Raw genomic sequence first — 20,559 nt, forward strand, 5'->3', positions numbered from 1 at the left:
CGGGCCAACGAGGGGAACACCTCCCGTGCCTGCCAACCGTTCCACGCTGATCCGCCGCGCTGTGGCCGCGGCCGCCGCCCTCCCGCTGCTGGCGCTCGCCGCCTGCGGTTACGGTTCCGAGTCGAAGGACGACACCTCCGCGAAGGAGAAGGTCGCCGCCGGGGCCAAGAAGATCGACGGTCTCGACACCGTGAAGATCGGCTACTTCGGCAACCTCACCCACGCCACCGCGCTCGTGGGCCGCCAGGAGGGCCTCTTCCAGAAGGAACTCGGCGCCACGAAGGCCGAGTACGCCACCTTCAACGCCGGCCCCTCCGAGATCGAGGCCCTCAACTCGGGCTCCATCGACATCGGCTGGATCGGCCCCTCGCCGTCGATCAACGGCTACACCAAGTCCAACGGCAAGAGCCTGCGCATCATCGGCGGTTCGGCGTCCGGCGGCGTCAAGCTCGTGGTCAACCCCAAGAAGATCAAGTCCCTGAAGGACGTCAAGGGCAAGAAGATCGCGACCCCGCAGCTGGGCAACACGCAGGACGTCGCGTTCCTCAACTGGATCGCCGAGCAGGGCTGGAAGGTCGACGCGCAGAGCGGCAAGGGCGATGTCACGGTCGTCCGCAGCGACAACAAGGTCACCCCGGACGCCTACAAGGCCGGTTCGCTCGACGGCGCCTGGGTGCCGGAGCCGACCGCGTCGAAGCTGGTCGCCGAGGGCGGCAAGGTGCTGCTCGACGAGTCGACGCTGTGGCCCGACAAGAAGTTCGTGATCACGAACATCATCGTGTCGCAGAAGTTCCTCAAGGCGCACCCGAAGGTCGTCGAGGCCGTGCTGAAGGGCTCGGTCGGGACCAACAAGTGGATCAACGCCAACCCCGACGAGGCGAAGGCCGCGGCGAACAAGCAGCTGGAGACCGACTCGGGCAAGGCCCTGCCGGCCGATGTCCTGGACCCGGCCTGGAAGTCCATCCAGATCACCAATGACCCGCTGGCCTCCACCCTCAACACCGAGGCGGACCACGCGGTGAAGGCCGGTCTGCTGTCGAAGCCCGACCTGAGCGGCATCTACGACCTCACGCTGCTGAACAAGGTCCTCAAGGCCGACGGCGCGAGCACGGTCGACGACGCCGGTCTCGGCGTCAAGTAGGTCCGGATCCCGATGAGTTCCCAGGAGGTGACGACCATGGCCACGACCATTGCCAAGGCCACCGACAGCGTCGGCGTGGTGGAGCACGCCGCTCGGATCGAGCACGTCTCCAAGTCCTTCGCCGGGCCAGCCGGGCGGCAGCTCGTCCTCGACGACATCACCCTCGATGTCGCGCCGGGCGAGTTCGTCACCCTCCTGGGGGCCTCGGGGTGCGGGAAGTCGACACTGCTCAACCTGGTGGCGGGCCTCGACGCCCCGACCACGGGCAGCATCACGACCAAGGGGCGACCGGCCCTGATGTTCCAGGAGCACGCCCTCTTCCCGTGGCTGACCGCGGGCAAGAACATCGAACTCGCCCTGCGGCTGCGGGGAGTTCCGAAGGCCGAGCGGCGCGACAAGGCGGAGGAACTGCTCGAACTCGTACGGCTGAAGGGCGCGTACGGCAAGCGGGTGCACGAACTGTCCGGCGGTATGCGACAGCGCGTCGCGCTGGCCCGTGCGCTCGCCCAGGACAGCGGGCTGCTGCTGATGGACGAGCCGTTCGCGGCGCTCGACGCGATCACGCGGGACGTCCTGCACGACGAGCTGACCCGCATCTGGCGGGAGACGCAGTTGTCCGTCCTCTTCGTCACGCACAACGTGCGTGAGGCGGTGCGGCTCGCCGAGCGGGTCGTGCTGCTCTCCTCCCGCCCCGGGCGGGTGGCGCACGAGTGGACGGTGGACATTCCGCAGCCGCGCCGCATCGAGGACACCGCCGTGGCGGAGCTGTCCGTGGAGATCACCGAACAACTGCGTGGGGAGATCCGCCGTCATGGCCAGCACTGAGACAACGTCGGCGGACGCTCCCGCCAAGGACAACACCCACCACGACCTGGCCGGTCTGGAGGCGGGCCTCGACGCACTGGAGACGGTGCAGGTCGGGCGTACGCCGTTCCGGCAGGTCTTCGTGCAGAAGATCCTGCCGCCGGTCATCGCGATCGCGCTCGTGCTGGTGGTGTGGCAGGCGCTGATCTCGTTCAAGATCGTCACTGACCCCTCCAAGCTGCCGCCGCTGTCCGCGGTGTGGAACGAGATCGAGAACGCCTGGCTGGAGGGCAAGCTCCTCGGCTACATCTGGACCAGCGTCTCCCGCGGCCTGCTCGGCTTCCTTTTCGCGCTGGTCATCGGCACCCCGCTGGGCCTGCTGGTGGCGCGCGTGAGGTTTGTGCGCGCGGCCATCGGCCCGATCCTTCAGGGTCTCCAGTCGCTGCCGTCGGTGGCCTGGGTGCCGCCGGCCGTGGTCTGGTTCGGCCTGAACAACTCGATGATGTACACGGTGATCCTGCTCGGCGCCGTCCCGTCGATCGCCAACGGCCTGGTGTCGGGCGTCGACCAGGTGCCGCCGCTGTTCCTGCGGGCGGGCCGCACGATGGGTGCGACGGGCCTGCGGGGCACCTGGCACGTCGTGCTGCCGGCCGCGCTGCCGGGCTATGTGGCGGGCCTGAAGCAGGGCTGGGCGTTCTCGTGGCGTTCGCTGATGGCCGCGGAGATCATCGCGTCCTTCCCCGACCTGGGCGTGGGCCTCGGCCAGCTGCTGGAGAACGGTCGCAACGCCATCGACATGGCCATGGTGTTCGAGGCCATCCTGCTCATCCTGGTCGTCGGTATCGCCATCGACCTGCTGATCTTCAGCCCGCTGGAGCGGTGGGTACTGCGCAGCCGCGGTCTCCTGGTGAAGAGCTGAGCCCGTCATGCACCGACCGGTACTCCTCGTCATCGCCCACGGCAGCCGCGACCCGCGGCACGCCGCGACCGTGCACGCCCTGGTGCGCCGGGTACGCGCCATGCGTCCCGGGCTGCGCGTGGAGACCGGCTTCCTGGACTTCAACGTCCCGTCCGTGAACGGGGTGTTGGAGTCTCTGGCGGCGGAGGGCGTCCGCGAGGTGGTGGCCCTGCCGCTGTTGCTCACCCGCGCCTTCCACGCGAAGGCGGACATCCCGGCGGTCCTGCGGGAGGCCCCGTCACGGCTGCGCATCCGGCAGGCGGAGGTACTTGGCCCGTCCCCCTTCCTGACGGCCGCGCTGGAACGGCGGCTGTACGAGGCGGGGCTGACCCCCGCCGACAGACCCTCGACCGGGGTCGTACTGGCCTCGGCGGGATCCACCGACCCGGAGGCGATCGCAGTGATCGGGGACATCGCGCGGGAGTGGCGGCGCACCGGCTGGTGCGCCGTGCGACCTGCGTTCGCCTCCGCGTCCCTGCCCCGCACCGAGGACGCGGTGCGGGAGCTGCGGGCACTGGGCTGCGAGCGGATCGCGGTCGCCCCGTACGTCCTGGCCCCCGGCTTCCTGCCGGACCGCATCGCACGGGGCGCGGCGGAGGCGGACGTCCTGTCGGATGTACTGGGTCCGGCGCCGGAGGTGGCCCACGTGCTGCTGAACCGGTACGACGAGGCGCGGGTACCGGCGCTGGCCGCCCTGGGCGCCTGAGACACCCGGGCGGGCGTCCCCGTTCAGTGGATCGAAGTTCAGCGGCCTGGCCGGAACTCAGCCGAGGGACAGCCTTCCCGTACGAGGGTCCCGGCCGCTCGACGCCAGGGCGCGGTCGAAGACGGGCGCGTCGTCCGGCACCGGCACCGGGTCGGCGAATCCGTCGTACTGGCGGTAGAGGTCGCCGTGTGTCTCGACCACGGCGAGGACGAACCGGGCCGCGCCGTCCGAGACGCGGTACTCCTGGCCGGTGGCCGTCGCGACGTCCCAGCCGTGGACCGCCAGCTCCTTGATGACCATCGAGGCGATGTCGGTGGCGGACACCTTCGCCATGCCGAGGTCGACCTCGCCCTCCCACACCGCCGGGTCCGCCCAGGCGGCGACCGCCCGGTCCAGCTGGGCGGCGTACGCCTCGGCCCAGTCCGGTTCGGCGGTGAAGTCGCGCGCGGTCAGCTCCTCGGGGAGCTGCTTGCGCAGGGCGCGGTGCTCCAGGCCGTGCGAGGTGTAGAGGACCCAGTGGTTGACCAGGGCACGGACGTCCCAGTCGGGGCAGTGGGTGGGATCGCTCAGCTGTGCCGCCGTGACACCGCGCGCGACACGGGCCGCCTCGGCGGCACATTCGATCATGTACGGGTGCATGTCGTCGTTCTTCATGCGCCTCACGCTAGAAACAGCCGGCTCAAGTCTCTTGAACAAACGCGACAGCATGGCCGGCAAGGCGTACGAGCTCGCGCACCGGCATCGACCCGGCCGGCCGCCGCTCCCGTGCGAACTGGTTGGCGAGCCGCTGGAGCAGCTCGTTCAGCGGAGTCGGTACGCCGTGCAGCCGCCCCAGCAGCGCGATCTCGATCGACACCGCGGACAACTACGGCCCGTCCACCAAGGGCGGCGTCGTACGCACCGGTGACAGCGCCTGGCACATCACCGGGCGCCCGGAGCAGCTGCGGGCGATGTGCGAGGCGAGCCTGCGGCTGCTGCGGCTCGACACGATCGACCTGTACCAGTTGCACCGGCTCGACCCCGGGGTACCGATGGCCGACCAGCTGGGCACGCTCGACGCGTTGCGCACCGAGGGCGAGATCCGGCACCTCGGGCTCGACACGGTCACCGCCGAACAGCTCGAAGCGGCACTGGAGTTGACGGACATCGCCTCCGTGCAGAACCGCTACAACCTGCTCGACCGTGCGTCGGAACCGCTGCTGTCCCGGCTGGACAGCCTGGGGTGACCGTGGGCCAGGGGTCGGACGCGAGCAGGCGCGGTTCGGCCTCGGCGGCGGCCTCGGCGGGGTGGTGCTCAGGCGCCGGTCAGCTCCTCCAGTTTGACGACCGTGTTCCAGTTGCGGCTGGTGGCGACGATCCCCTTGAGGAGGCGGGGCCTGGCCAGGGTCTCCCCCAGCTTGGAGCGGCCGAGGCCGTCAGGGGCGTACAGATAGAGCGCGCGGTCGCCCAGGCGGAACTCCTCCGGCAGGAAGGCCGGCTGGTCGAGCGAGGCGAAGCGCTCCGCGTCGACCGGCCCGGAGAAATAGGTGACGTGGAGCTGCTTGGCCTCCAGTTCGGCGGCCGGGAAGGGGCAGGCCTCGCGTACGGCCTTGAGATAGGCGTGGTCGCGGACGAGGACGTCGACGGTGAAGCCGAAGCGCTTCTCGATGGCCTGCCCGACCTCCGCCGCCAGGGACTGCTCGTCGCCGTGGTCGCTGGTGAAGACGGCGTTGCCGCTTTGCAGATAGGTGGCCACGCCCCCGTACCCGAGCCCCTGGAGGAGCGTCCGGAGCTCGGCCATCGGCACCTTCTTGTTGCCGCCCACATTGATCCCGCGGAGCAAGGCCGCATACGTCGTCATCCGCCCACCCTAGAGCGGCCGTCGTGCCGCGTGGGACGGGTACGGCGTCCGCGGCCGGTGGTCCGCTCGCCGCCCGGGGGACACAGTCCGCGCCCCTGATCCGTGTCCCCGAGATCCCCGGATACATGTAGGGGACCACTGTCCTCCCAGATGCTGAGGCCGTCCGGTCCGAGGGGAGGACTCGTCCACCCGGCGGATCACCAACCAGCACGACGAGTCGTTCTTATCCGGCCCATACCTTCGTAGTGAAGGTGACGGCAGGGGGCTGTCACCGCATTTGGAGGGGGCAGTCCGTCATGGCGAACGGAGAAACAACGCGGGTCCGGGGCATAGCAGCCCGGGCCGGCGGCTGGAGCGCCCGGCACCGCTGGGCAGCCGTCGGCATCTGGGTGCTGTTCGTCGTCCTGGCGATGGGACTCGGTTCGGCGGCGGGCCAGGTCAAGGTCAAGGAGAGCGACCAGCTGGGGGGCGAGACCCACACGGCCGCCAAGATCATCGAGGATGCCGGGATCGAGGAGCCGGCCAGTGAGACCGTCCTGATCCAGGTCAGGAACGGGTCGTCCAAGGCCACCGACGCCGGGTTCCGCGACGCGGTCGACGCGGTGATGCGGGCGGTCGAAGACACCGGCAAGGCGACGGACGTGACGTCGCCGTACGACACCCGGACCATCTCGAAGGACGGCCGGAGCGCGCTCGTGCAGTTCGACATGCGCGGCGAGTCGGACACCGCGGGCGAGCGGGTCGAGCCGGTGCTGAAGGCCGTCGAGGGTGTCCAGAAGGACCACACGGAGCTGCGGATCGAGGAGATCGGCGGCGCCAGCATGATGAAGCAGTACAACGACGCGTTCGGCGACGACTTCCAGAAGGCCGAGTACTCCGCGGTGCCGGTGGCCCTCGGTATTCTGCTGATCGCCTTCGGCGCGCTGGTCGCGGCGCTACTGCCGGTGGCCCTCGCGATCACCGCGATCATGGCGACGATGGGTCTGATGGGCATCGTCAGCCATCTGCAGCCGATGGACGACACCGCCAGCTCCGTGATGCTCCTGGTCGGTCTGGCGGTCGGCGTCGACTACTGCCTGTTCTACCTGCGCCGTGAGCGCGAGGAGCGGGCGGCGGGCCGGAGCGCGGACGCCGCCCTGCGCATCGCCGCCGCGACCAGTGGGCGCGCCATCATCGTCTCCGGAATCACGGTGTGTGTGGCGATGGCGGGCATGCTGTTCACCGGCCTCGCCACGTTCGAGGCGATGGGCCTCGCCTCGCTGATGGTCGTGGCGGTCGCGATGGTCGGATCGGTGACCGTGCTGCCGGCGCTGCTCTCGCTGCTCGGTGAGCGGGTGGAGAAGGGGCGGATTCCGTTCCTGCACCCGGACAAACGGCGTAAGAACGGCAACGCCGCCAAGGGCAACGGGGAAAGCCGGTTCTGGGGAGCCGTGCTCCGGGTCGTGCTCGCCAAGCCCGGTGTCGCGCTCGTCGTCGCGGCCGGCGCGCTGCTGGCGATCGCGGCGCCCGCACTCGGCATGAAGACCCAGAACCTCACGCTGGACCAGGAGTTCGGCGATTCACTGCCGATCGTGGGGACGTACAACCGCGTCAACGACGCCTTCCCCGGCGGCTCCGAGCCGGCCGAGGTGGTCGTCAGGGCCAAGGACATCAACGCCGCCGACGTGAAGTCCGCGCTGGCCGACTTCCGTACCCAGGCCGTGAGTTCGGGTGCCTCGCGCGGGCCGGTCGAGATCAAGGTGCACGACGCGCAGAACATCGCCTTCGTCTATGTACCGCTGGTCGGCGGCTCCGACCAGGACAAGGCCGGCCAGAGCCTGGACCTGCTGCGCGACAAGGTGCGGCCCGACACGCTCGGCAAGGTCGACGGCGTCCAGGCGCCGATCACCGGACAGGTCGCGGGGAACAAGGACTTCAACGATCAGCTGATCGGCTCGGTGGCCCCGGTCTTCGCCTTCGTCGTGGTCTTCGCCTTCCTGCTGATGCTGGTGTCGTTCCGCTCGCTGACGATCGCGATCACCTCGATCGTGCTCAACCTCCTTTCGGTGGGCGCGGCCTACGGCATCCTGGTCGGCGTCTTCCAGCACGGCTGGGGCGCCTCGCTGGTCGGCGCGGAGGGCGTGGGCGCCATCGTCACCTGGCTGCCGCTGTTCCTCTTCGTGATCCTCTTCGGGCTCTCGATGGACTACCACGTCTTCGTGGTCTCGCGGATCCGTGAGGCGCGGCTGCGCGGCCGGAGCACCAAGGACGCCATCCAGCACGGTGTGGTGACCACGGCCGGAGTCGTCACCAGCGCCGCCGTCATCATGGTCGCCGTCTTCGCGATCTTCGGGACGCTGTCCATGCAGTCCATGAAGCAGATGGGCGTGGGCCTGGCCGCCGCGGTCCTGATCGACGCGACGATCATCCGCGGCGTTCTCCTCCCCGCCGTGATGGCCCTGCTCGGCGAGCGCAACTGGTACCTCCCGAGGTGGCTGAACCGGCTGCCGGACCTCACCCACGACGAGTCACCCGAGCCGGTGTCGCCGCCTCAGCCGCCCGCCGTGGAGGGCGAGCGGGTGGGAGTCTGACGACAGGTTCGACGCGCGTACGTGGCCGGGGTGTACGCACCCCGGCCACGGTGCTGTCCGCGTGGGCTGCTCAGGCCGCCCGGGCCACGTCGTCGCGCTCGAAGGAGTCGATCGTGCGGGTGAAGTCGCGGGTGGACAGCAGCAGCTTGTAGATGATGGCGAGCTCGAAGACGAGGAGCAGGGCACCGGACACGATCGTCGCCCCGATCACCGAGTCGAGGAACGGGCCGATGATGAAGACGCCCATCTGGAATTCGATGCCGCTCACCAGGTGGGTGCGAATGCGGTGGCGCAGCAGGAAGGAACGTGCCCTCAGATAGGCCGGGAAGCGGTGCCGGAACTCCTCGTGCAGGTCGATGACCTGGGCCTGGGGGCGGGCCGCCGTGCCGCCTTCGGGAGCCTCCTGCCCGGCCGCGGCGCTGCGCTGGTCCTGCTCGATGTCCGCCTCGGGATTGTTGCGCAGCAGGTCTTCCATGAAGGCCAGCTCGGCCTGGTTCTCGGACCGGCGCGCCTCCCTCAGGCGGGACTTGATCTGCTTGCGCATCGAATGGCGGATCTTGAAGATTTCCAGCGAGTTGATGTAGCGCAGGGTGTCCAGGCCGATCACGGCGGCGGCCAGCCAGATGTACGTCGTGTCTCCGGAGCGCTCGTACTGCCCGGCCATCAACGCCACCGCGCACACCGCCACCCGGATGCGGTCGAAGACGAAGTCCAGCCAGGCCCCGAACACCGAGCCCTGGCCGGTCAGCCGGGCGACCTTGCCGTCCATGCAGTCGAGGATGAAGCTCAGGTGGTAGACGACGGCACCGGCGACCAGCCAGCGCCAGTCGCCGAGCGCGAAGCACACCGCCGAGGCGAGACCGAGCAGGAACGCACCCCAGGTGAGCTGGTTCGGCGTGATCCTCGTCCGCAGCGCGACCTGCCGCACGAGCGGGGTGGCGACCGGGTCGACGAGCAGCACGGTCCACCAGGCGTCGCGCTTCTTCTGCGTGATGCGGCGCACCTCGGGAAGGGGCGGGAGGTCTCGGCGTAGGGAGGGCATAGGTCAACTTCCTGGCGTTCGACTGGAATTAATCTCACGTTAGGAATCCTCTTACCGAGAGAACAAGATCCCGCTCGTGCAACCTTCCCGAGGGGGTATCGGTCCAACTCCACTACCAAGTCCATGTCTTTTTCCGGCAGTTACCGCGTTATCCGAGCGTTACCGAATGACCCGACCGTTATCCAAAGTGCGCCAGGACTTCACCGGTCGCGTGCAACCTTTACGCCAGGGAAACCGTGGACTCGCGGACAGTCACGGTTCTCCGCCTCGAACGGTCCTGGGCCCCTCAGCGCTGATAGCGAGCCAGCACCAGATTTCCGTCCTCGACCAGCCGCTTTCTCAGCTCGGCCAGGCCGATCGCCCCGCTGTAGTACTCCTGGAACGCGGGGGTCGCGACCTTGTCCTTCCACTCCGGGTAGCCGCGTACGGACTGGGCGGGAGCCGAACGGAGGTGGGCGGCGAGTGCGGTGCCGGTCGCCCAGTCGTCCATGGCGGTGTGCAGGGCGGGGTCCTTGAGGGCCTCGGTGCCCGTGGGCAGCATCCAGTCGCCGAGCGCGAGCCGGACCATGTTCTTCGGCCGGAGCAGGAAGTCGATGAACTCGGCGGCCTCCTTCTTGTGCGGGCTGTCCGCGGCGACGGACAGCGTCTGCGGGCTGACGCCCTGGGCGAGCCCGTCGGCACCGGCCGGCGCGGGCAGCACCTGCCACTCGAAACCCTTCGGCGCCTGTTGCGCGATCTGCTGCCGGTACGAGAAGCCGAGCGGGACCATCGCGTACTTCCCACCGAAGAACCCGGGCAGCGTGTCGGAACCGCCCATACCGAGCGTGCTGCCCGACGCGCTCCCGTCGGTGTTCACCTCGTCGTGCACGGTGCGCGGCACGAGGGCGTCGGCCGCGTCGAACCGCACCGTCACCTTGCCGTCGGCACCCCGGTGGAACATCTGTCCGCCGGTCGAGAGGGACAGGTTGAGCGTGGCCGAGACGGGTTCCTTGAGCGGCCAGGCGACGCCGTACTTGCCCTTGCCGCTCAGCTGACCGGCGATCCGGCGGAACTCGTCCCACGTCCACGGCCGCTCGGGGGTCGGAATGCGCACCCCCGACTCCTTCAGCCAGGTGGCGTTGGCGATCAGCACCCTTGGCTCCTGGAGGAACGGCACCCCGTAGATCCCGTCCCCGAAGGTCGCCGTCCGCCAACTCCGCTGCGGGATGTCCGACATGAGCCGGGCGGGCAGCAGTTCGCGCAGATCGGCGAGCGAGCCGCCGTAGGCGAAGTCGGCGAGGTCGTCGGACGCGTCGTGGATGACGTCGGGCGCCTCACCGCCCTCGAAGGAGGTCAGCAGCTGGTCGTGGACGCTGTCCCAGCTTCCCTGCACGTATGCGACCTGGACGGCCGGATGCGTCGCGTTCCACTCCTCGACCAGCTCCTTGTTGGCAGCGACGGACTCCTCCTGCCAGGCGAGGGACTGGAAGCGGAGGGTGATACGGCCGCCGGAGCCGTCGTGGTCCGAAGAACATCCCGCGAGCAGCAGCCCCAGCGCGACGAGCGCGGTGATCCACCTCCTGCGCATCAGCTCTTCACCGCCCCGGTGAGCATGCCGCCCGTGATCCGCCGCTGGATGACCGCGAAGACGACCAGCGAGGGCAGGGTGGCGAGGAACGCCGCCGCGGCCAGCGGGCCGAGGTCCGCGACGCCCTCCGCGCCGATGAAGTGTGTGAGGACGACCGGCAGCGTCTGTTTCTGCGGGGTCTTGAGCAGCACCAGCGCGAAGAAGAACTCGTTCCACGCGGTGATGAACGCGAACAGTGCCGTCGCCACGATGCCCGGCGCCAGCAGCGGTGCGGTCACCGACACCAGCGTGCGCGCCCGCCCGGCGCCGTCCACTGCCGCCGCCTCCTCCAGCTCCACCGGCACGGCCCGTACGTACCCGACCAGCATCCACAGCGCGAACGGCAGCGCCCACACCACGTACACCATGATCAGACCGGGCACGGAGTTGATCAGCCGCAGGTGCTTGAGGACCAGGAACAGCGGGATGATCACCAGAACGAACGGGAACGCCTGGCTGACCACCACCCAGCCCGTGGCGGCCCGGGCGAGGAGGGTGCGGCGCCGGGCCATGACGTAGGCCATCGGAGTCGCGATCAGCACGGCGATCAGCGCCGCTCCGAGGGCCGCGAGCAGGGAGTTGAGCGCGGCGTGCAGCAGGGGCTGCTCGTCGAAGGCCTGCCGGAAGTTGGCGAGCGTCGGGTTCCTCGGGATCCAGGTGGGGTGCAGACTGGCCAGCTCGCGCGGCGGTTTGAAGGCCGTGGAGATCAGCCAGAGGAAGGGGAAGGCGAGGAAGACGAGATAGGCGAGCAGTGCGACGTACTGGCCGGCGCGGGCCCTCTTGGGGGTCTTCACGCGTCTTCGCCTCCCTTCAGACGGCCCACCAGGAACACGGCGAGGAGCACCGAGATCACCGCGACCAGCACACAGCCCATCGCCGCCGCGTAACCGAACTGGCCGTAGCGGAAGGCCTCTTCGTAGGCGAAGAGCATGGGCAGGCGGGTGCGGCCGCCGGGGCCTCCGTTGGTCAGCACATAGACCAGGGCGAACGAGTTGAAGTTCCAGATGAGGTTGAGCGCGGTGATCGCCAGCGCGACCGGTCTGAGGGCCGGCCAGGTGACGCTCAGGAAGCGGCGCCAGGCGCCCGCGCCGTCCATCGAGGCCGCCTCGTGGAGTTCACGCGGGGTGTTCTGCAGCCCGGCGAGCAGGGCGACGGTCGTCTGCGGCATGCCCGCCCACACGCCGACGACGATCACGGCGGGCAGGGCGGTGGACAGACCGGACAGCCAGTCGCGGCCGTCACCGAGGCCCAGATCGCGGATCGTCTCGTTGAGGATGCCCGCGTCCGGGTTGTAGACGAGCCGCCACATGATGCCGACGACCACCTCGGGCATCGCCCAGGGAATGATCGCGAGCGCCCGTGCCGCCCAGCGCAGCTTCAGGTCCTGGTTGAGCAGCAGGGCGAGCCCGAGCGCGAGCAGGAACTGCGGCACGGTCACCCCGACCGCCCACAGCAGCCCGATCCGGAACGAGTCCCAGAACAGCGTGTCCTGCACCAGGTCCTGGAAGTTGAGGGTCCCGATCCACTGCGTGGGCGCGGTCCGCCCCGACTGGGAGTCGGTGAACGCCAGCGCGATCCCGTACAGCAGGGGTCCGACGCTGAGCACGAGGATCGGGAGCAACGCGGGCAGCACCAGGAACCAGGCGCCCTGGCCGGTGGGCGTCCGGCCCCGCCCGGCGGGCCGCGGCGGGCTCTTCACTGACCGCTTCGTCACGGTCGCCAATGTCACGAAATCGGCTCCTTCGGGCGACTCGCACCGGTCTGGGGCCTGGTCGCCACGATGGCGTCGTCCGGCAGGCGCCCCTGCGCCGACCGGCCCCAGCGTCCGGGCGGCCCCGTCATGGTCCTGAGGGACTGACGCGACGTCAAGACAGCGTGCAAGCCCTTGTAGGCGGCCCGACCAGCGCCAATGCGACACTTTCCGTCGGATGGCGTGTTCGTGACGCCGTACGCGCGAGGAACACGGAGGCGAACGATGGACGAGGCACAGGCGCGGGACGTACTGGCCACGGCGAGCGTGCTGCCCGGGCCGGCCCGGGACGCGCGGCTTCTCGCCCTGGGCGAGAACGCGGTGTTCGCCGCCGGTGACCTGGTGGTCAAGGTGGGGCGCGACGCCGAGCTCCTCGACCGCGCACGGCGGGAGCTGGAGATCGCGCACTGGCTCGCCGACACCGGCGTCCCCGCGGTGCGGGCCGCCGAGCCCGAGGCGCGGTTGGTGGACGGCCATCCGGTGACGGTGTGGCATCGGCTGCCGGATCCGGTACGCCCCGCGGAGCCCCGGGACCTGGCCGAACTGCTGCGGGTGGTGCATGCCCTGCCCTCCCCCTCCTTCGACCTGCCGCCCCGCGAACTGCTGGGCGGCGTGGAGCGCTGGCTGCGTCTGGCGGGCGACGCGATCGATCCGGCGGACGCGGCCTATCTGCGCGAGCGCCGCGACGGGTTCGCCGCGGCCGCGGCCGCGCTCACTCCGCAGCTGCCGCCCGGCCCGATCCACGGCGACGCACTGCCCCGCAATGTGCACGTCGGCCCGGGCGGTCCGGTCCTGGTCGACCTGGAGACCTTCTCCGCCGATCTGCGCGAGCACGACCTGGTGGTCATGGCCCTGTCCCGTGACCGCTACGGGCTGCCCGCCGAGGCGTACGACGCGTTCACCACGACATACGGGTGGGATGTGCGGGAGTGGACGGGCGCTGCCGTGCTCCGGGGCGCCCGGGAGACCGCCAGCTGCGCCTGGGTCGCCCAGCACGCGCCGAGCAATCCCAAGGCACTGACCGAGTTCGAGCGGCGTGTGGCGTCACTGCGGGACGGGGACGAGACGGTGCGCTGGTACCCCTTCTGAGTACCCTGCCTTCCCGGCCGCCCGTCCCGGACGTCCGCTCAGACCGTTTCGTCCGCCGGCTCCCGCAGCGGCCATGTGCCGTCCACGACCGCCGCCGTGTCGCCCTTGCGGCGCAGGAAGCTCTGGAAGTCCGCCGCCCAGGCCGCGTACCACTCGATCTGGCGGCGGTGCAGCTCCGCCGGGCCGAGCGCGGCGATCTTCGGGTGGCGGTGGGCTATCGCGGCGGCGAGCCGGGCCGCGGCCAGGGCGTCCGCGGTCGCGTCGTGCGCGGCGTCCAGGGGGACGCCGTACTCCGTGCAGACCGCCTCGAGGTTCCGCTTGCCGCGGCGGTAGCGGTCCACCCAGCGGTCGATCGTGTACGGGTCGATCACCGGTGCCGGGTCGCGGCCGTCGAGCCGCTCGCGCAGCGACGGCAGTCCGTACCGGCGCAGTTCGGCGGACAGGAGGGTGAGGTCGAAGGTCGCGTTGTACGCCACGACCGGCACTCCGGTTCGCCAGTACCCCACGAGGGTCTGCGCCAGGGACTCGGCGACCCGGTCGGGGGGACCGCCCTCGGCCGCGGCCCGCTCATTGGTGATCCCGTGCACGGCCACCGCGTCCGCCGGGATCTCCACGCCCGGGTCGGCCAGCCACTCGCGGCGTCCGACCGGCTCTTGACCCTTGACCTCTATGACCGCGCCGGTGACGATGCGCGCCTCGCGCGGATCCGTTCCGGTCGTCTCCAGGTCGAAGCCGATCAGCAGCTGCTCGTGCCAGGCCATGGCGGCCCCCCTTCGTGGTGGTGCTTTCCCCCAGTGGTCTCCACCCTCCCACGCGCCACTGACAATCCGGCGACCGCGTTCCGCTTCGCCGGTCCGGGCGACCCCGCGGACGCACCGCGCCCGCCCGGAATGCGGACTCGTCAGGACACAGGCCGCGAATCCGCCCAAGCCAGTTCGAACTCCTCGCGGTAGGTCGGGAAGAGCCCGCTGTCGTCGACGTCGTCCGCCTTCACCACCCGGCCCCCGCCGCGCAGCACCAGGACCGGCGCTTCCATGCCGCGGGTGCGCCGCAGATACGACTGCACCACCGCGATGCCGTCGGAGCCGTCTCCGTCGACGAGATACGCGGTGAAGCGAGGCGTCTCGTCGTAGACCTGGATCTCGAAGGCGCCCGGGTCGCGCAGCTTGGACCGCACCCGGCGCATGTGCAGGATGTTCATCTCGACGGCGCGGCTCATCTCGCCCCGCTTGATGCCGAGTTCGCGCTCGCGCCGCTTCACCGCGCTGGACGCGGGATTCAGGAACAGCAGACGCACCCGGCAGCCCGACTCGGCGAGCCGTACCAGCCGGCGCCCGGAGAAGTTCTGCACGAGCAGGTTCAGGCCGATGCCGATGGCGTCGAGGCGGCGGGCGCCGCCGAAGATGTCCTCGCCCGGGAACTGCCGCAGCAGCCGTACCCGGTCCGGGTGGACGCCGACCACGTCCCCGTACCGGTCGCCGACCATGTCCTCGACCGCGTCGACGGGCAGCCGGCGTGCGGACGGCACGTCGCTGCCCGCGCCGAGGATCTCCAGGAGCTTCGCCGAGGCGCGCTCGGCCTGGCCGAGCACCGCTTCGGACAGGGCCCTGTTGCGGGAGACGACGTTACGCGTCACCTCCAGCTCGTCCAGGGCGAGTTCAACGTCGCGGCGCTCGTCGATGTACGGCTCGAAGCACGGCCAGTGCTGCACCATCAGCTCGCGCAGCTGCGGCAGGGTGAGGAAACTCAGCACGTTGTCGTCGGCGGGGTCCAGCAAGTAGCCCTTGCGGCGGCTCACTTCGCGTACCGCGACCGCCCGCTGGACCCACTCCTGGCCGGCCGGTCCGGCCGCGGCGACCACCCACTCGTCGCCGTGGACGGGTTCGTAGATGGGGCGCAGAACAGCGGCCACGACCGCGCGCAGCCGCTGTTCGACGAGGTTCAGCCAGATATAGGCACGGCCGGCCCGCTGGGCGCGCGTACGCACCTCGCGCCAGGCGTCCGTGCCCCAGTCCAGTTCCGGTCCGATGGATCCCATTTCCATCGGCCGTGCCAGGGACACCGCGCCGGGTGGGACATCTGTGGAGTTCCCCTCGTGACCCTCGTCACCAGGGGGCAACTCCAGCCCTCCCGAGCCCACCCACGCACCGCCTTCCGCTCCCCCGAGCTCTCCCCTGTGGCTGATCCCAGCCAACGATCAAGGAAGGGTACTCCGGGAGCAGCGGGCGATGCAGCCGGATGGACAGTGTCGTTTCTCAACTACCGTTTTCCACATGCCCGTTCTGGTCGGCCAGCTCGGCCGGAGTGAGCGGATTCATAGCGGTGACATCGCGCGGAGCTATCGAGAAGCCCTGCCAGTGTACCGGCATCGGCTGCTGGTCCTCGTCCCGGGCGATGTGGTGGAAACCGACGTTGACCCAGGCGATCGGGTGGGTGAGGGTCTGTCCGCCGACCCACTTGTCGACGGACTTACCGGCTCCGGTACCGCAGTTGCGCAGGTTGTCGCTGGCGAACTGTTCACACTTCTTGTACTCGGTGAAGTAGATGTCGTGCTTGGTGAAGCTGCGGCCGGGGTACTTGGTGGTGGCGCCCGGGACGATCTCGTAGGAACGCGCGTGGTCGTCCTTGTTCTTGCCGGTCGCGCTGACGACCCGCCACCAGCGCATGTTCTTGGCGTCGCCCGCGAGTTCCTTGGTGATCTTCGTGCGGGTGGTCTTGTTGGTCGGGCCCTCGTTGCCCCGGGCGGGCGCGGTGACCACGGAGTCGTACTGCTCGACCGTGTTCTTCGAGGAGCCGTCCAGACCGAAGTTGAGCCGCCAGAAGATGTTGTGGCTGTGGCTGGTCGCGTACGCCTTGGCGCCCTTGCCGAGGGGCCAGCCGCGGCCGTCGCCGGCGTCGTAGTCGACGGGCGAGAGGCTGCCGGTGGCGCCGACGTTCATGTTGATCGTGCCGTCGTCCTGGAAGCGCCACTCGGTGATGTACTCGTACCAGCCGACCTGGTTCACGGTGTAGACCAGCAGGTCCTTGCCCTGGGCCTGGAAGACCTTGTTCGCCGTGTCGCCCTGCATGCGGTAGGCGTGGCCGCGCGAACGGGTGGTGGTGCACAGACCCTTGACGTTCGGGTGCTGCGGATCCCAGGCGCCCGGGACCTTGACGGTCTTGATGGTGCCGCCGGGGCACTCGCCGGGCGCCATGTTCATCAGGCCCTGGCCGAAGCCCGCACCCGTGAGGTCGCTGTACTCGGCTTTGCCGTCGTCGTAGGGGACGTGGATCTGGCCGAGCTTGGCGCTGGTGAGGACCTTGATCGGCCGTGTCTCACCGGGCGGCTGGTACGAGATGTTCTCCAGGACGAGCCCGGCCTCGCTCTCGTAGTGCCAGCACATCTGCCAGGTGGTGCCGGAGGCGAGCTTCTGCTCGATCCGGTACGCCGCGCTGCAGTCGGCGGCCGCCGCGGGTGCCGACTTGGTCTGGGCGACGGCCGGTCCCGCGACCGTCGTCGCACCGACGGCGAGCGCCGCCACGGACAGGGACACCGCCGCCCGGCGGCGGGCCCGGCTGATTCTGTTCACGCGCATGAAGAAGTGACTCCTCGCGAAAAGCAGGAAGAAGGAAGGGAAAGAAGGAGGGGAGAGAAGAGAGGGGACGAGGGGGGACGAGAGAGCGGGAGAGAGCGGCAGAGGAACAGAAAGGAAGGCGGAGCGTTGGAAAAGCGAACGGACCGCGGCTCAGCCGAGCTTGCCCACCTTGCGCGCGCTCAGGTCGACCACCAGGTCACGGCTGTCGATCCAGGGCCCGTTCCTGACCTTCGGGAACAGCCGCACGCAGCGGTGGTCACCGCACTGCGCGAGGACCGCGGGCTGGGCACCCGAGGTCGCCCGGTAGGCCATGCTGTTGAGCAGCAGCTGATCGGGCGAGGTGAGTTCCTTGCCGGTCGCGTCCTTGAAGTCGGCCTTCAGGCCCGCGCCGAGCGGGTCGGCGATCAGCAGCCTGGCCGCCTCGACGGCCTCGTCGGAGCTGATCGGCGGCTGGACGCCGTGCTGGGTGTCGGTCTGCTCGACCTTCCCGCTGTCGAGGTTGACGGTCTTGGTGACGAGCGTGTCGTCCTTGTAGTCGTAGAACCGCACGTCGGCGCGGCGCGGCGCGTTCGCGCCGGCCGGCGCGTTCTCGTCCTGCTCCGCGAGGTCGACGCCGACGCGCTGTGGGCCGCGCCTGCCCTCGACGTTCTCGCTGGAGCCGAAGAACTGCTGGTTCACCGCGATCTGCGCGACCCGCTTCGTCTCGTCGTCGGTGAGGGGGTCGCGGCCCGTGCCCTTCTCCCCCTCGGCCGGGGCCTGCTCGACGACGCCGGGCTGCGCCGCCGCCTGCCCCTGCTGCCCGGCCTGTCCGGCCTGCTGGGCGGACTGGCCGGCGCCCTGGCCGCCCTGTTCGTCGGCCCCCGCCGAGCCCGGGAGCGTGATGCCGACCATCACCGCGGTACCGGCCACAGCGATGGCCGCGCCTGCCACCACCTTGCCCAGATGGCGGTGCACTATCTTGCGCACATTTCCCCCTACTCCTCCGGTCTCCAGGAGTGTCTTGAGCCCCACTGGTTCGGCATGGCGCGTATGCGTCGGCGTAGTGCTTATGTGACGGCATAGCGCCTATGCGCTGGTCGCCCGCTAAGAGGGACGTAAGCCATAGGAGGTTCCATCACTTTCGGGGAGACTCGGCAGGGAGTCGCCCCCAGGGGCCCGGGACAACTGGAAGAGTCGTATCCATGCAGGTCTGGCCTGGAGAGGCATATCCACTCGGCGCCACGTACGACGGCGCCGGTACCAATTTCGCGGTCTTCTCGGAGGCCGCCCATCGGATCGAGCTGTGTCTGCTGCACGACGACGGCTCGGAGACGGCGGTGGAACTGAGGGAGACCGACGCGTTCGTGCGGCACGCGTATCTGCCCGGCGTCATGCCGGGGCAGCGGTACGGCTTCCGCGTGCACGGCCCGTTCGCGCCGGGGCGCGGGGTGCGCTGCAATTCCGCCAAGCTGCTGCTCGATCCGTACGCGAAGGCGATCAGCGGCGAGATCAAGTGGGGCGAGGAGGTGTACGGCTACCACTTCGGCGCCCCCGACAAGCGCAACGACCTGGACTCGGCGCCGCACACGATGACCTCGGTCGTGATCAACCCGTACTTCGACTGGGGCAACGACCGGCGGCCGCGCACCGAGTACCACCACACAGTGCTCTACGAGGCCCATGTGAAGGGCCTGACGATGCGGCATCCCGCGCTGCCCGAGGAACTGCGCGGCACGTATGCGGCGCTCGCCCACCCCGCCATCATCGAACACCTGACTGAACTGGGCGTCACCGCGCTCGAACTGATGCCGGTGCACCAGTTCGTGAACGACCACCGTCTGGTGGACATGGGCCTGAACAACTACTGGGGCTACAACACGATCGGTTTCTTCGCCCCGCACAACGCGTACGCCTCCTGGGGCGACCGCGGCCAGCAGGTGCTGGAGTTCAAGTCGGCAGTGAAGGCGCTGCACGAGGCCGGGATCGAGGTCATCCTGGACGTGGTCTACAACCACACGGCCGAGGGCAACCACATGGGCCCGACGCTCTCCTTCAAGGGCATCGACAACGCGTCGTACTACCGGCTCACCGACGATCCCCGCTACTACATGGACACCACGGGGACCGGGAACTCCCTCCTCATGCGCTCCCCGCACGTCCTCCAACTGATCATGGACTCGCTGCGCTACTGGGTCAGCGACATGCATGTCGACGGCTTCCGCTTCGACCTCGCGGCCACCCTGGCCCGGCAGTTCCACGAGGTGGACCGGCTGTCGTCGTTCTTCGACCTGGTCCAGCAGGACCCGGTGGTCTCCCAGGTGAAGCTGATCGCCGAGCCGTGGGACGTCGGCGAGGGCGGCTACCAGGTGGGCAACTTCCCGCCGCTGTGGACCGAGTGGAACGGCAAGTACCGCGACACGGTGCGGGACATGTGGCGGGGCGAGCCGCGTACGCTCGCGGAGTTCGCCTCCCGCCTGACGGGCTCGTCGGACCTCTACCAGGACGACGGCCGCCGTCCCCTCGCCTCCATCAACTTCGTCACCTGCCACGACGGTTTCACCCTGCACGACCTCGTCGCGTACAACGACAAGCACAACCAGGCCAACGGCGAGGACAACCGGGACGGGGAGAGCCACAACCGGTCCTGGAACTGCGGGGCCGAGGGCGACACCGACGATCCGGCGGTGCTGGCGTTGCGGGCGCGCCAGATGCGCAACTTCATCGCCACGCTGATGCTCTCGCAGGGCGTGCCGATGCTCAGCCACGGGGATGAGTTCGCGCGCACCCAGGGCGGCAACAACAACGCGTACTGCCAGGACGGCGAGCTGTCGTGGGTGGCGTGGCCCGAGGACGGCAGCGAGCTGCTGGAGTTCACGCGCGCGATGGTGTGGCTGCGGCGCGACCATCCGGTCTTCCGGCGCCGCCGCTTCTTCCACGGGCGGCCGGTGGAGGGCACGCACGACGAGCTGTCGGACATCGTCTGGTTCACGCCGACGGGTGAGGAGATGATCCAGCGCGACTGGGATTCGGCGCAGGCACGGGCGCTGACGGTGTTCCTCAACGGCACCGCGATCTCCGAGCCCGGCCCACGCGGAGAGCGGATCTCGGACGACTCCTTCCTGTTGATGTTCAACGCCTCCCCGAAGTCGCTGGAGTTCGTGGTGCCGGTCGACCACGGCCGCCAGTGGCAGGTCGTCGTCGACACGGCACGCACGGACGGGATCCCGCCGGGCACGGTCGCGAAGGTCAAGGCCGGGGACCGGCTGACGCTGGTGGACCGGAGCCTCACGGTGTTGCAGCGGCCGGCCTGATCAGCCGGACAGGCCCGGGGTGAACCGTTCACCCCGGGCGTGGCGGAGCGCTGCGGACGCGCCGTCCGCCCGTGGCCGGGCGGCTTCGGCGCGGACGCGGTCCGGGTGGTCGGCCGGTTCCACGCCCTGGTCGGGCGAGCGGGCCCTGGCGGCCGATCCGTCCTGACCGGCGCCGGACGCACCACGGA

The 20,559-nt window shown here is 69.7% G+C and carries 18 protein-coding genes and 1 pseudogene; 8 read left to right on the forward strand and 11 right to left on the reverse strand.

The genetic code is table 11. From position 1 onward, the window contains the following. Window positions 1-25 precede the first annotated feature (25 nt). The 4 genes from SAVERM_RS11205 to SAVERM_RS11220 are packed head-to-tail and all read left to right on the forward strand — an operon-like array spanning window position 26 to window position 3,609. Complete coding sequence (locus tag SAVERM_RS11205; RefSeq protein WP_037650041.1) at window positions 26-1,141, forward strand: aliphatic sulfonate ABC transporter substrate-binding protein; 1,116 nt, start codon at window positions 26-28, stop codon at window positions 1,139-1,141. A gap of 36 nt (window positions 1,142-1,177) precedes the next feature. Beyond that, the gene (locus SAVERM_RS11210; RefSeq protein WP_037650039.1) at window positions 1,178-1,966 is read left to right on the forward strand and encodes an ABC transporter ATP-binding protein; all 789 of its coding nucleotides are present in this window, start codon (window positions 1,178-1,180) and stop codon (window positions 1,964-1,966) included. Next, window positions 1,953-2,864, forward strand: a complete 912-nt coding sequence (locus SAVERM_RS11215; RefSeq protein WP_010983576.1) for an ABC transporter permease — start codon at window positions 1,953-1,955, stop codon at window positions 2,862-2,864. Before SAVERM_RS11210 ends, SAVERM_RS11215 begins: the two co-directional genes overlap by 14 nt. Before the next feature lie 7 nt (window positions 2,865-2,871). Further along, on the forward strand, window positions 2,872-3,609 hold the full coding sequence (locus SAVERM_RS11220; protein ID WP_010983577.1) for a sirohydrochlorin chelatase: 738 nt from the start codon (window positions 2,872-2,874) through the stop codon (window positions 3,607-3,609). 57 nt (window positions 3,610-3,666) lie between these two features. On the opposite strand, the gene SAVERM_RS11225 is transcribed toward SAVERM_RS11220, so the two are convergent. Both SAVERM_RS11225 and SAVERM_RS44675 read right to left on the reverse strand, forming a co-directional pair. After that, window positions 3,667-4,263 (reverse strand): TIGR03086 family metal-binding protein, encoded by a 597-nt coding sequence (locus tag SAVERM_RS11225; protein ID WP_010983578.1) that lies wholly within the window; start codon window positions 4,261-4,263, stop codon window positions 3,667-3,669. 25 nt (window positions 4,264-4,288) lie between these two features. Continuing rightward, window positions 4,289-4,456 (reverse strand): annotated as a pseudogene (locus tag SAVERM_RS44675) (ketopantoate reductase family protein); the annotation flags it as partial. Here SAVERM_RS44675 and SAVERM_RS11230 point away from each other — a divergent pair. Then, window positions 4,386-4,835 (forward strand): aldo/keto reductase, encoded by a 450-nt coding sequence (locus SAVERM_RS11230; RefSeq protein ID WP_107083168.1) that lies wholly within the window; start codon window positions 4,386-4,388, stop codon window positions 4,833-4,835. The pseudogene SAVERM_RS44675 and the gene SAVERM_RS11230 sit on opposite strands and share 71 nt — an antisense overlap. A gap of 68 nt (window positions 4,836-4,903) precedes the next feature. Here SAVERM_RS11230 and SAVERM_RS11235 read toward each other — a convergent pair whose 3' ends face one another. Then, window positions 4,904-5,449 carry a DUF1697 domain-containing protein gene (locus SAVERM_RS11235; RefSeq protein ID WP_010983580.1) on the reverse strand — a complete coding sequence of 182 codons (546 nt, stop codon included), beginning with the start codon at window positions 5,447-5,449 and terminating at the stop codon, window positions 4,904-4,906. A 296-nt stretch (window positions 5,450-5,745) separates the two neighbouring features. Here SAVERM_RS11235 and SAVERM_RS11240 point away from each other — a divergent pair, with 296 nt between their 5' ends. Further along, window positions 5,746-8,019: an MMPL family transporter gene (locus tag SAVERM_RS11240; protein ID WP_010983581.1), complete on the forward strand. Its 2,274-nt coding sequence runs from the start codon at window positions 5,746-5,748 to the stop codon at window positions 8,017-8,019. Window positions 8,020-8,089: 70 nt separating this feature from the next. Here SAVERM_RS11240 and SAVERM_RS11245 read toward each other — a convergent pair whose 3' ends face one another. The 4 genes from SAVERM_RS11245 to SAVERM_RS11260 all read right to left on the reverse strand — a co-directional run bounded on the left by SAVERM_RS11245 (window position 8,090) and on the right by SAVERM_RS11260 (window position 12,396). Then, on the reverse strand, window positions 8,090-9,061 hold the full coding sequence (locus tag SAVERM_RS11245; protein WP_010983582.1) for a CDP-alcohol phosphatidyltransferase family protein: 972 nt from the start codon (window positions 9,059-9,061) through the stop codon (window positions 8,090-8,092). 286 nt (window positions 9,062-9,347) lie between these two features. Next, window positions 9,348-10,628, reverse strand: coding sequence for an ABC transporter substrate-binding protein (locus tag SAVERM_RS11250; protein WP_010983583.1), 1,281 nt, complete (start codon window positions 10,626-10,628; stop codon window positions 9,348-9,350). Next, a complete protein-coding gene (locus SAVERM_RS11255; protein ID WP_010983584.1) occupies window positions 10,628-11,461 on the reverse strand; it encodes a carbohydrate ABC transporter permease in 834 nt (277 codons plus the stop codon). The genes SAVERM_RS11250 and SAVERM_RS11255 overlap by 1 nt, the downstream gene beginning before the upstream one ends. Further along, entirely contained in the window at window positions 11,458-12,396 is a 939-nt protein-coding gene (locus SAVERM_RS11260; protein ID WP_010983585.1) for a carbohydrate ABC transporter permease, read from the reverse strand. The genes SAVERM_RS11255 and SAVERM_RS11260 overlap by 4 nt, the downstream gene beginning before the upstream one ends. 246 nt (window positions 12,397-12,642) lie before the next feature. On the opposite strand from SAVERM_RS11260, the gene SAVERM_RS11265 reads away from it, so the two are divergent. Then, a complete protein-coding gene (locus SAVERM_RS11265) occupies window positions 12,643-13,506 on the forward strand; it encodes a phosphotransferase enzyme family protein (protein WP_010983586.1) in 864 nt (287 codons plus the stop codon). Between the two features lie 38 nt (window positions 13,507-13,544). On the opposite strand, the gene SAVERM_RS11270 is transcribed toward SAVERM_RS11265, so the two are convergent. The 4 genes from SAVERM_RS11270 to SAVERM_RS11285 all read right to left on the reverse strand — a co-directional run bounded on the left by SAVERM_RS11270 (window position 13,545) and on the right by SAVERM_RS11285 (window position 18,047). Further along, the gene (locus SAVERM_RS11270) at window positions 13,545-14,267 is read right to left on the reverse strand and encodes a 3'-5' exonuclease (protein ID WP_010983587.1); all 723 of its coding nucleotides are present in this window, start codon (window positions 14,265-14,267) and stop codon (window positions 13,545-13,547) included. Between the two features lie 140 nt (window positions 14,268-14,407). Then, window positions 14,408-15,646, reverse strand: a complete 1,239-nt coding sequence (locus tag SAVERM_RS11275) for an SAV2148 family HEPN domain-containing protein (protein ID WP_037650037.1) — start codon at window positions 15,644-15,646, stop codon at window positions 14,408-14,410. Between the two features lie 115 nt (window positions 15,647-15,761). Then, window positions 15,762-17,081 (reverse strand): copper amine oxidase, encoded by a 1,320-nt coding sequence (locus SAVERM_RS11280; RefSeq protein WP_010983589.1) that lies wholly within the window; start codon window positions 17,079-17,081, stop codon window positions 15,762-15,764. Window positions 17,082-17,231: 150 nt separating this feature from the next. Continuing rightward, the gene (locus SAVERM_RS11285; RefSeq protein ID WP_037650034.1) at window positions 17,232-18,047 is read right to left on the reverse strand and encodes a hypothetical protein; all 816 of its coding nucleotides are present in this window, start codon (window positions 18,045-18,047) and stop codon (window positions 17,232-17,234) included. A 215-nt stretch (window positions 18,048-18,262) separates the two neighbouring features. On the opposite strand from SAVERM_RS11285, the gene glgX reads away from it, so the two are divergent. Next, window positions 18,263-20,371, forward strand: coding sequence for a glycogen debranching protein GlgX (gene glgX, locus SAVERM_RS11290; RefSeq protein WP_010983591.1), 2,109 nt, complete (start codon window positions 18,263-18,265; stop codon window positions 20,369-20,371). The last annotated feature ends 188 nt before the right edge of the window (window positions 20,372-20,559 follow it).

The organism is Streptomyces avermitilis MA-4680 = NBRC 14893, assembly GCF_000009765.2.
Lineage (GTDB): Bacteria > Actinomycetota > Actinomycetes > Streptomycetales > Streptomycetaceae > Streptomyces > Streptomyces avermitilis.

Bases quoted from the DNA above. Each gene is read 5' to 3' on its own strand.
- SAVERM_RS11210 (WP_037650039.1), top strand. From the start codon at position 1,178: ATGGCCACGACCATTGCCAAGGCCACCGACAGCGTCGGCGTGGTGGAG.
- SAVERM_RS11215 (WP_010983576.1), top strand. From the start codon at position 1,953: ATGGCCAGCACTGAGACAACGTCGGCGGACGCTCCCGCCAAGGACAAC.
- SAVERM_RS11220 (WP_010983577.1), top strand. From the start codon at position 2,872: ATGCACCGACCGGTACTCCTCGTCATCGCCCACGGCAGCCGCGACCCG.
- SAVERM_RS11225 (WP_010983578.1), bottom strand. From the start codon at position 4,263: ATGAAGAACGACGACATGCACCCGTACATGATCGAATGTGCCGCCGAG.
- SAVERM_RS11235 (WP_010983580.1), bottom strand. From the start codon at position 5,449: ATGACGACGTATGCGGCCTTGCTCCGCGGGATCAATGTGGGCGGCAAC.
- SAVERM_RS11240 (WP_010983581.1), top strand. From the start codon at position 5,746: ATGGCGAACGGAGAAACAACGCGGGTCCGGGGCATAGCAGCCCGGGCC.
- SAVERM_RS11245 (WP_010983582.1), bottom strand. From the start codon at position 9,061: ATGCCCTCCCTACGCCGAGACCTCCCGCCCCTTCCCGAGGTGCGCCGC.
- SAVERM_RS11250 (WP_010983583.1), bottom strand. From the start codon at position 10,628: ATGCGCAGGAGGTGGATCACCGCGCTCGTCGCGCTGGGGCTGCTGCTC.
- SAVERM_RS11265 (WP_010983586.1), top strand. From the start codon at position 12,643: ATGGACGAGGCACAGGCGCGGGACGTACTGGCCACGGCGAGCGTGCTG.
- SAVERM_RS11270 (WP_010983587.1), bottom strand. From the start codon at position 14,267: ATGGCCTGGCACGAGCAGCTGCTGATCGGCTTCGACCTGGAGACGACC.
- SAVERM_RS11280 (WP_010983589.1), bottom strand. From the start codon at position 17,081: ATGCGCGTGAACAGAATCAGCCGGGCCCGCCGCCGGGCGGCGGTGTCC.
- glgX (WP_010983591.1), top strand. From the start codon at position 18,263: ATGCAGGTCTGGCCTGGAGAGGCATATCCACTCGGCGCCACGTACGAC.